The sequence below is a fragment of the Vibrio sp. D173a genome (assembly GCF_030248475.1).
The window spans coordinates 1-6,990 of record NZ_JAHGAH010000342.1; the positions used below are offsets into that span (position 1 = coordinate 1).

The 6,990-nt window shown below is 46.6% G+C and carries 8 protein-coding genes; 4 read left to right on the top strand and 4 right to left on the bottom strand.

Features of this window, described 5'->3' with window-relative positions; translation table 11 throughout:
- Nucleotides 1-211 precede the first annotated feature (211 nt).
- The 3 genes from minE to minC are packed head-to-tail and all read right to left on the bottom strand — an operon-like array spanning nucleotide 212 to nucleotide 1,970.
- Nucleotides 212-475, bottom strand: coding sequence for a cell division topological specificity factor MinE (gene minE, locus KIV40_RS25530; RefSeq protein WP_005437690.1), 264 nt, complete (start codon nucleotides 473-475; stop codon nucleotides 212-214).
- 2 nt (nucleotides 476-477) lie between these two features.
- Nucleotides 478-1,290 carry a septum site-determining protein MinD gene (gene minD, locus KIV40_RS25535; protein ID WP_005437688.1) on the bottom strand — a complete coding sequence of 271 codons (813 nt, stop codon included), beginning with the start codon at nucleotides 1,288-1,290 and terminating at the stop codon, nucleotides 478-480.
- A 17-nt stretch (nucleotides 1,291-1,307) separates the two neighbouring features.
- Nucleotides 1,308-1,970 (bottom strand): septum site-determining protein MinC, encoded by a 663-nt coding sequence (gene minC / locus KIV40_RS25540; protein WP_005437686.1) that lies wholly within the window; start codon nucleotides 1,968-1,970, stop codon nucleotides 1,308-1,310.
- Between the two features lie 197 nt (nucleotides 1,971-2,167).
- Between minC and KIV40_RS25545 the strand changes: the two genes are divergently transcribed.
- From KIV40_RS25545 to KIV40_RS25560, 4 genes are all read left to right on the top strand, one after another.
- Nucleotides 2,168-2,449 carry a YcgL domain-containing protein gene (locus tag KIV40_RS25545; RefSeq protein ID WP_012127285.1) on the top strand — a complete coding sequence of 94 codons (282 nt, stop codon included), beginning with the start codon at nucleotides 2,168-2,170 and terminating at the stop codon, nucleotides 2,447-2,449.
- Nucleotides 2,450-2,497: 48 nt separating this feature from the next.
- Nucleotides 2,498-3,469, top strand: a complete 972-nt coding sequence (locus KIV40_RS25550; RefSeq protein ID WP_103413456.1) for a lytic transglycosylase domain-containing protein — start codon at nucleotides 2,498-2,500, stop codon at nucleotides 3,467-3,469.
- A 71-nt stretch (nucleotides 3,470-3,540) separates the two neighbouring features.
- Nucleotides 3,541-4,485 carry a LysR family transcriptional regulator gene (locus KIV40_RS25555; protein ID WP_103413455.1) on the top strand — a complete coding sequence of 315 codons (945 nt, stop codon included), beginning with the start codon at nucleotides 3,541-3,543 and terminating at the stop codon, nucleotides 4,483-4,485.
- A 236-nt stretch (nucleotides 4,486-4,721) separates the two neighbouring features.
- Nucleotides 4,722-5,921: a NupC/NupG family nucleoside CNT transporter gene (locus tag KIV40_RS25560; RefSeq protein ID WP_005430867.1), complete on the top strand. Its 1,200-nt coding sequence runs from the start codon at nucleotides 4,722-4,724 to the stop codon at nucleotides 5,919-5,921.
- Between the two features lie 478 nt (nucleotides 5,922-6,399).
- Here KIV40_RS25560 and KIV40_RS25565 read toward each other — a convergent pair whose 3' ends face one another.
- Nucleotides 6,400-6,759 (bottom strand): endonuclease domain-containing protein, encoded by a 360-nt coding sequence (locus KIV40_RS25565; protein ID WP_167423964.1) that lies wholly within the window; start codon nucleotides 6,757-6,759, stop codon nucleotides 6,400-6,402.
- Nucleotides 6,760-6,990: the final 231 nt, after the last annotated feature.

Sequence of the window (6,990 nt, forward strand, 5' to 3'; positions counted from 1 at the left end):
CCATATACGTTCCTCGCTGTCCAGAATGACGAAGGGGTCTTGGGTCATTCCAGCGAACCTGAGTGAGACTAGGAATCTACTGACAGCTCGCTTTGAATTCAAAACCTTTTATCCATAACCCGAGCATGCTAGTCATAGGTACCGAATCACGTTCGTAACTCGTTGACCAGAATGACGAAAAGGAAGACTCTCAATTAAAGCCGAAAAGTAATTACTTCTCGTCTTCTGGCAACTTCACGTTTAGCTCAAGAACCGAAATATCATCGTCCTTGTGTTCAAACGTTAAATCCACCATGTTTGGATCAATTGCAACGTATTTGCTGATCACCTTCAAGATGTCCTCTTTCAATTGAGGCAAGTAAGAAGGCGCAGGATCGTTCTGGCTACGACGCTCAGCAACGATGATCTGCAAACGCTCTTTGGCTAGATTCGCAGAAGTTTTCTTTTGTGGGCGGAAAAATTCTAGTAGTGACATGTCTAGCCTCCGAATAGTCGTTTAAAGAGTCCTTTCTTCTCCTCAGTAAGGAAACGAAATTCAACCTGGTTGCCCAGTAGGCGGTCTACCGTATCAGAGTAAGCCATACCTGCATCTGTGTTCTCGTCAAAGATCACTGGCACACCTTTGTTTGATGCATTCAGTACCGCTTGGCTTTCTGGAATTACGCCCAGTAGAGAAATGTGTAGGATCTCTTCTACGTCTTCAACGCTTAGCATCTCACCTTGTGTTACGCGAGAAGGGTTGTAACGGGTCAGTAGTAGGTGCTGCTTAACTGGCTCTAGACCTTGCTCAGCACGTAGAGACTTAGAATCCAAAATACCCAGGATACGGTCAGAGTCACGTACCGAAGACACTTCTGGGTTCGTCGTTACAATCGCTTCATCTGCGTAGTACAGCGCCATCAGAGCACCTTGCTCGATACCAGCTGGAGAGTCACAGATGATGAAGTCGAAGCCCATTTCATCCAACTCTGTGAACACACGTTGCACGCCATCTTTGGTTAGCGCGTCTTTATCACGTGTTTGAGAAGCTGGAAGAATGAATAGGTTATCTGTGCGCTTGTCTTTGATCATCGCTTGGTTAAGCGTTGCTTCACCGTTGATGACGTTAACAAAGTCATACACCACGCGGCGTTCACAGCCCATGATAAGATCGAGGTTACGCAAGCCGATATCAAAATCGATCACCGCAGTCTTTTTGCCCTTAAGAGCCAGACCAGAGGCGATGGCTGCGCTTGAAGTGGTTTTACCAACGCCACCTTTACCAGACGTTACTACAATAATGCGTGCCATTTTATTTCCTTTTTAGACTAAATCGTGAGTGTTTCTAGATGTAATGATTCTTCGGCTTTACTGATCATTACTTTCTTTTGCCAATACTCACTCTCAATTTGATCGCTCAACCAGTAATCTCCTGCAATGGAAACCAGTTCAGCTTGTAAATCGTGACAAATAATTCGGGCTTCTTGTTGGCCGCTCGCCCCAGCAATGGCGCGTCCGCGTAGGGTGCCATGAATGTGGATAGAGCCATCAGCAATCACTTCTGCACCAGCGCTTACGTGTGCCAGTACAACCAAGTCACCGTCTTTGGCGTAAATCTGCTGGCCAGAACGTACAGGCGTACGAACGATTTTGGTCGGCGCCATTTTCGCTGGTGCTTGAGTTGGAGATTTGCTCGCAGACATGATGGCGAAGCCCGCTTCTGAGGCAAGGTTTTGAACGCGTTTATCTTTACAGCCAGTCACACCAACCGGAATAAACCCTGCATCGGCGATGCCTTGTTTAAGTGCGGTGAAATCAATATCGCCTTCTACTTTTGCTATATTGATAACCAGAGGTGCGGATGCGAAGAAAGAGGGTGCTTGAGAAACCTTTTCTTGCAAAAATTCGACAGTCTTAGCGATCTCGTTGTCAGAAAGGTGTAAAACTGACAATGTAAAACTGCTACCTTTAAGGTCAGGTGAATGGGTCATCGTGGACTTCTTGCCTTTATTGAAAGAGCGTTGCCTTAAACTAGGTCTGTCATGTTATATTTCATCCTTTAGCGCAGCAAGTTCTCAAGCGGGCAAATAAGTGAATTAATCTCAAATTTGCTATCAAGTTTGCGAGAATTTTACGTTTTCAACAAAATCCGCACTCAAAGCGGGTAAATCAGCACAAAAGGCTCGTCATGCTTTGTTCTATTTATAAAAGCTCCAGAAAAGAAGGCACTTATCTCTATATTCCGAAAAAGGATGATTTCTCACAGGTTCCTGACACGTTAATGCAGATGTTCGGTAAGCCTATGCCGGTGATGACAATCAAACTTGATGGTCGTACTTTGGCACAAGTTGATGTCGAGAAAGTGAAAGCGTCATTAATTAATGATGGTTTCTTCCTACAGGTTCCGCCTCCGCCGGAAAACCTACTAGAAAAATACAAAGAACAAAAAGCCCAGCAGAAAGGCGAATAACGTCACCGCTTTTCATCTGGGAATTCTGCCTCGCTCAAGGAGGGCGATATGAAAAAGATACTGGCAGCAATGCTCAGCGTTGGTATGTGCACTTCAGCCTTTGCAAGTAGCGATGGCTTTGATGAATACCTAAACAAATTGCGTGCAGAAGCGCGTGATAAAGGCATTTCCGAACAGGTGATTAGTGCCGCTTTTGCTGATGTGGAATACAAACCACGCGCCGTAAAAGCTGACCGTAACCAACCTGAGAAGAAACTGACGTTAGATGAATACATTCCGCGCGCGGTACCTGAGTGGAAGGTCAAGCAAGCGAAGCAGCTGTATAAAGAGCACTACGCTGAGCTAAAACGCATTGGTGATGAGTTTGGCGTGCAGCCGCGCTTTATCGTTGCGCTGTGGGGCGTGGAAAGTAACTTCGGTAAGTTCACCGGTAACTTCCGCGTGATCGATGCGTTGTCGACCATGGCGTTTGAAGGTCGTCGTGAAGAATTCTTCCGTAAAGAAACCATGGCGGCATTACAAATCCTAGATGAAGGTCATATCGATCTAGAGAATTTCAAAGGTTCTTGGGCTGGTGCGATGGGTCAATGTCAGTTTATGCCAAGCTCATTCCTACGCTTTGCCGCGGATGGTAATGGCGACGGCAAGAAAGACATCTGGCAATCAGAAGCGGACGTGTTTGCTTCTACAGCAAACTACCTAAGCAAATCTGGTTGGGATGATAAGTTCACTTGGGGTCGTCAGGTTAAAGTACCACACGGCATTGACCACAACCTGCAAGGTCGCGAAGCGGAAAAAGGTAAGTACCTGCAAGAGTGGAGTAAGCTTGGCATCACCAAATACGATGGCAGTCCACTACCTAAGCTGGACGAAGACATCAAAGCTTGGTTGATCATGCCAGACGATGAGAACGGCCGTACTTACTTGGTGTACAACAACTACAATGTGTTGATGAAGTGGAACCGCTCTTACTACTTCGCACTGGCGGTAAGTCACTTAGCTGACCGCATCACATTCTAGATTGAATGTATAAACGAATAAAAAGGGGCTCTTCGGACCCCTTTGTTTTCTCTATTTGAAACGAGGTTTGCGTGTTATCTGAACGTGCTGCACAAATGGTGATCTTCTCAGCGTTGATCAAACATAAGAACTTTACCGCTGCGGCAAAGAGCCTAGGCGTGTCTGTTTCTCACGTCAGTAAACAGCTCAGCCAGTTAGAAGCTTCACTAGGCATCAAGCTTGTGCAACGTACCACGCGCAGCTTCACGCCAACCGAAGCTGGGCAAACCTTCTATCACCATTGTGAGCAAGTGGTGCAAGCCGTAAGTAGTGCCACGTTAGAGATGGAAAGCCAACGCGATGAAGTCGCTGGTTTGGTTCGTCTTGGTTTGTCGCAGTCTTTTGGCACGTTGCACATCATTCCTGCCATTCAAGAACTTCGTGAGAAATACCCGCAACTGCAAGTCGAAGTGCATTTGTTCGATTACAAAGTCGATATGCTCGAAGAAGGCTTGGATTTGTGGATCACCAACAATGAACACCTACCAGAAGGCTACATTGCTCAGCGCTTAGCGGATTGCCAATTCGTGGTTGCGGCATCGTCAGATTATCTACTTAAGCACGATACGCCAACTGAACCGAATGACTTGTCGCAGCACAACTGCCTTATTTACCGCAGTTGGGAGCGTGACTACACCAGTTGGGCGTTCACCAATCGCGAGCAAGAGCTCAACGTGAAAGTCTCTGGCAACTACTCGGTCGATTTGGCAGAGGCGGTGCGTGATGCCGCAATCGCAGGGTGGGGGATTGCTTACTTAGCCACTTATTTGCTGGGGGATGAATTCCGATCAGGCAAATTGATCCAGCTTCTGCCTGATTGGAAAGCCAGCCAATCCATGCCGTTTTATGCGGTGTACCCTAGCCGTCAGCATATGCCGAAAAAGATCTCAGCAGTGATCGAATTCATCAAACAAAAGATCGGATCGCCTTGCCACTGGGATCAGCGATTAGCGCCGTATATTTCGATTCCGAAGTAGGGAATACATAAGGTGATTTGAATCACAAAATTTTTCCAAATCCAGAAACATCTTTTCCATTTGGAAATAATAACTTTAGGCAAACGTTTATCTTTATTTAATTCAATGAGTTATTTTGCTGGTTAAATAGTGGTCAGGCGAGATTCTCAGCCTGTTAACATCCCTAACTTGCAGCATTTCTTTCACTCTATACAATCCGACGCCTTTCCTGTTCCCCCTTTTGTCGGATTCATTTTATGAACTCAATTCTTGGTATCGTAGTCATCCTATTCGTAGCATGGCTGCTTTCGACTAACCGTAAGAACATTCGTCTACGAACGGTGTCTTTGGCTTTTGCTCTGCAAGTAATCTTCGCGCTATTGGTACTTTACGTGCCAGCGGGTAAAGAAGCGCTTAACGCAGTAACTGGCGCGGTTTCTAACCTAATCAACTACGGTCAAGAGGGCATCGCGTTCCTATTTGGCAACCTAGCAACAGGTGGCTTTACTTTCGCGATTAATGTTCTAGGTATCATCATCTTCTTCTCAGCGCTGATTTCTGGTTTGTACCACATTGGTCTAATGCCAAAAGTGATCAACCTGATCGGTGGTGGTCTACAGCGTTTGCTAGGCACAGGCCGTGCAGAATCGCTATCTGCAACAGCGAACATCTTCGTTGGTATGATTGAAGCGCCGCTAGTAGTAAAGCCATACCTGAAGCACATGAGCGATTCTCAGTTCTTCGCAGTAATGACTGGTGGTTTGGCATCGGTTGCAGGTGGCACGCTAGTGGGTTACGCATCACTGGGTGTGGATCTTAACTTCCTAATCGCAGCGGCATTCATGTCAGCACCAGCGGGTCTTCTAATGGCAAAAATTATGATGCCAGAGACAGACAGCGCAGCACAGGATATGGATCTAGACCAAGTAGAAATGCCACGCGCAACCAACGTGGTTGAAGCAATGGCAGACGGCGCAATGTCTGGTCTACGTATCGCAGTTGCGGTAGGTGCAACCCTATTGGCGTTCGTGAGTGTTATCGCGATGCTAAACGGCATTCTAGGCTGGTTCGGCGGTTTGTTCGGTATGGAACTGAGCTTCGAGCTAGTACTTGGCTACCTATTCGCACCAATCGCATGGTTGCTAGGTATTCCTTGGAATGAAGCTATCGTGGCAGGCTCTCTGATCGGTAACAAGATTGTGGTAAACGAGTTCGTAGCCTTCATCCAACTGATGGAAGTGAAGTCTCAGCTAAGCGCACACTCACAAGCTATCGTAACCTTCGCACTGTGTGGTTTCGCAAACATCTCAACCATGGCAATGCTAATTGGCGGCCTAGGTTCATTAGTGCCAGAGAAGCGTTCATTCATCTCGAAATACGGCTTCCGTGCAATTGCAGCAGGCGTAATGGCGAACTTGATGAGTGCATCAATCGCTGGCGTGATTTTGAGTTTGTAACAGAACCCCTCCCTAACCCTCCCCTTAGAAAGGGGAGGGGACTAGACTTGAGTGCGCTTAGTGTGAAGCACCAGTCGACAATGAATATGATGTGCGATGTGATTTCATAGGTAAAAGCGATCTCAGTCCGGTCCTCCCCATTTTCAAGGGGGAGCTAGAGGGGGTTGCTGCTCCGAACTAAATCCAGTTTCGGTATTTGAACAAGTCAGCGAACCAAAAAGCGCTCTCAGTCCGGTCCTCCCTATTTCCAAGGGGGAGTTAGAGGGGGTTGTTGCTCCGAACTAAATCTAGTTTCGGTATTTGAACAAGTCAGCGAACCAAAAGCGATCTCAGTCAGGTCCTCCCCATTTTCAAGGGGGAGTTAGAGGGGGTTATTGCTTCTAACTAAATACAGTTTTGGTATTTGAATAAGTCAGCGAACCAAAAAGCGCTCTCAGTCCGGTCCTCCCCATTTTTAAGGGGGAGTTAGAGGGGGTTATTACTCCAAACTAAATTGAATAATCCTTTCCAAAACAGACTCGGTTTGCTTCATCACTTCTTCGTTGGTAAATCGCAGAACCTTAATCCCCAATGTTTCCATGAATGAATCCCTAATTGTATCTTTCTCTTTTCCCTCATCAGAGAAATGGCTATCGCCATCAATCTCAATAACTAAGTTCAATTCCGCACAATAGAAGTCAACAATATAGCGACCAATGCCATGTTGCCGTCGAAACTTTACGCCAAGCTGTTTACGTCTGATTCTTTGCCAGAGTACCTCTTCAGGTTTTGGCATATTTGCACGTAACTGACTCCTGATTTGCTTTTGGTACTTTAAGTTAAAAGTTCGTTGTGGCACTGGTGCTCCCTTTGCGTTCTTGACCCCTCCCTAACCCTCCCCTTAGAAAGGGGAGGGGACTAGATCGGAGTGCGCTTAGTGTGAAGTACCAGTCGACAATTAATATGATGTGCGCTGTGATTTCATAGGTAAAAGCGATCTCAGCCCGGTCCTCCCCATTTTCAAGGGGGAGTTAGAGGGAGTTATTACTCCAAACAAAAAGGGCCCCTTGCGGTAACTCCGATCAGTTAA